This is a genomic window from Rhizobium sp. SEMIA 4085 (assembly GCF_013004495.1).
Classification (GTDB): Bacteria; Pseudomonadota; Alphaproteobacteria; order Rhizobiales; family Rhizobiaceae; genus Rhizobium; species Rhizobium gallicum.
This window is the reverse complement of record NZ_JABEPH010000576.1, coordinates 1-2,393: the sequence shown is the minus strand read 5'-3', so window position 1 is coordinate 2,393 and position 2,393 is coordinate 1. Positions and strand designations below refer to the sequence as shown.

General features: G+C 59.8%; 4 protein-coding genes. All 4 read right to left on the bottom strand.

All coding sequences use genetic code 11. The annotated features are described in order from the left end of the window. The coding region (locus C9413_RS31170) for a DUF6513 domain-containing protein (protein WP_348648820.1) at positions 1–240 on the bottom strand (240 nt) is incomplete at its 3' end. Then, positions 233–784 carry a flavoprotein gene (locus C9413_RS31165; protein WP_040115778.1) on the bottom strand — a complete coding sequence of 184 codons (552 nt, stop codon included), beginning with the start codon at positions 782–784 and terminating at the stop codon, positions 233–235. The genes C9413_RS31170 and C9413_RS31165, both read right to left, overlap by 8 nt. Then, positions 781–1,419, bottom strand: coding sequence for a hypothetical protein (locus C9413_RS31160; RefSeq protein WP_040115779.1), 639 nt, complete (start codon positions 1,417–1,419; stop codon positions 781–783). The genes C9413_RS31165 and C9413_RS31160 overlap by 4 nt, the downstream gene beginning before the upstream one ends. Next, positions 1,416–2,393: (5-formylfuran-3-yl)methyl phosphate synthase (locus C9413_RS31155; protein ID WP_170251414.1), on the bottom strand; the 978-nt coding region annotated here is incomplete at its 5' end. The genes C9413_RS31155 and C9413_RS31160, both read right to left, overlap by 4 nt.

The following is a 2,393-nucleotide window of genomic DNA, read 5'->3' as shown; positions in this document are numbered from 1 at the left end:
GCCGAATTCGTCGCTTAACCGTTCCAGATGGCCTCTGAACCGACCGGGCAAGACAACCCGGTCCGCCTTCAACGGCCGAGGCAAGCGACGGCTGACGATTTCTTCCGTCATCAGGGCGGCAACCTTCACACCGATGTCGATGATCTCGTAGGTGAAGGGGGTTGTTCCCAGTCCGGTGAGAATGTTTTCAAGCCTGGCCTTTGCCAGGTGCCCGGTCAGGAAGACGAGATGCTCAGCCACGACCGTCGATCTCCCCTTTCCGCCGCGCCACCGCCAGCTCCAGATCAGCAAAGGATTCCACGACCTGCGTGCGTTCAAAGGTCTTGAGACGGGCCGTGTTCTCAAGATCGATCGGCCGCGGATAGACCTTCACCATTCCGTGGGGAGCCATTGTCTCCAGCTCGGGCGCGGTGTCACAAGCAAAGACGATTGATGGAAGGCGGCATTTGCCGGCTTGTGCGTAGACATTCGTGGCGATCGTGTCGGAGATTCCCGCCACGCATTTTGCGACGGTATTGGACGTGGCAGGCGCAATCACGACGCTATGATAGACGCCGTGATAGAATTCGCCGACAGGGACCGCACTTGCCGTCTTGTCGTGAAGCACGCGCGTCGTGTCCGAAAAATCGAGCTTCAGCCCATACATCCTGAGAACTTCGTCTGCGGCCTTCGTCACGAAGACGTCGCAATGGTCGAGTGAGCGGATCAACTCGAAGCATTCGACGAAGAAATGGCCTGACCCGGTCAGCACCCAGGCCCATCGCGGCGTTCGAAGCCGCGTCATCGGCACGTCTCTCTGCGGGCTTCCTCGGGCAATCCCACTGGGCGCCCGGGTATGCGGGTCATGGGCAGCGCGAGAAGCTGCGAACTGAGCGACGATGGTCCGGCAACGTACAAGACTGTCTCCTCCCCGAGCAGTTGCGGCAGCATGGCATCGACGACGCCATTGTCAACGAGCGCTTCCAGATCGTTCGGAAGGGATTCCGGATCGACCTGCTTGCACAACAGCAACTGGCGGCTTCCGATCTGCCTGCACAGCCAGGCCGCAAGTGCATCCGACGTCACATCCCACGACTGTGCGATGTCGGCGTTGCGGGTCATCTGGGACGGCAGCCATACCGGTATTTCGTCTTCGGCGAGAATTGCGTCGAGCTCGCGCAGCGACCGGGCCGGTTGAAAACGCGCATGCCGCTCGGCGATCACGATGCCGAACTGATCCATGGCGAGAATGGCCATCTCATGTGCCGCGGCATTTGAGAAGTGCATGTTATTTTGCGAAACGCGCACCTGGTCGGCAAACGGTCCGCCGCCGGGAACGATCACCAATGGCAGGCGCGCCGATGCCAGCACCGCAATCCATTGGTCCATCTCGATACGGCCGGCCGTGCTTCCTCCAAGCTTGACGACCAGCGGCTTCATACCACTTTCCTTCCTCCTTCGGCCTTTGCCGCTACGACGCGAAGCGGCTTTGACAATCGGGCGCTTTCCCTCTTGCGCTCGATCTGCACGCCAACGCCGCCCGGACCCAGCTCCAATTTTTCTACGCGCACAACGACACGAGCCACACGCGGGTTCTCAAGGATGAACGCTGCAGCCTGCTCGGCAAGCGTTTCAACCAGATCGACATGACCACGGCTGACGATCGCGCGGATGCCGTCCATGATGAGGTCGTAAGAAACGATATGATGCATGTCCTTCGGATCGCGGGTGAGACGTAGGACATCCGCCGTCACATCGAACCGGACCTTCTGCTTTTTGCCATGTTCAAAGCTGTAAGCGCCGATGTCGACCGGCAGGACGAAATCCCGCACGAAGATCTGGTCGGTGCCGAGATTGTCCTCAGCCGCATCGGGGAAATACCCTCGTGCCGCCAGGAGTTCGAGGTCAACGCTCGGCGTTTTTTCAGCTGGCCGCTCCCCGGGAATAAGAGCACGGATCTTTGCCGTGGCTTCAGCGTCCAGATCGGCGTTCCTGGACAGGCCCTCGCACAGCGCTCCCCGGAAGCCCAGAAAATCCGGCTTGCCCGGCAGCAAGCGGGGGATGTCGGGTGCTTCCAATGAGCCGGCAACGCCCGTCATCAATCCGTGCCGTTGTCCCTGCGCCACAAAATCCGAAATCCGATCTGGAGGAATGTGATCCAGCAACCGTCCCTTCGATTTGTCATCCGTATCCAGCATGACGCCGTAAAAGCCTGCTTTTGCAAACGATGTCATGACGTTCTCCTCGTATCGATGGTCGGCAAAAACAACGGCGATCAACCTCTTGCGGCCGGCAATATCGGCCAAGGCTTGCGCATCCGCCCCGATACGGGACGACGGTAGAAACCCGATCTTGATGAAATCAACACCTGTCGCGGCCACTTCCTCGACCCTTGCCCTGAGAGCCTGCAGATC

Excerpts from the sequence above, each read along its gene's own strand:
- C9413_RS31165 (WP_040115778.1), bottom strand. The coding sequence starts at position 784 with ATGACGCGGCTTCGAACGCCGCGATGGGCCTGGGTGCTGACCGGGTCA.
- C9413_RS31160 (WP_040115779.1), bottom strand. The coding sequence starts at position 1,419 with ATGAAGCCGCTGGTCGTCAAGCTTGGAGGAAGCACGGCCGGCCGTATC.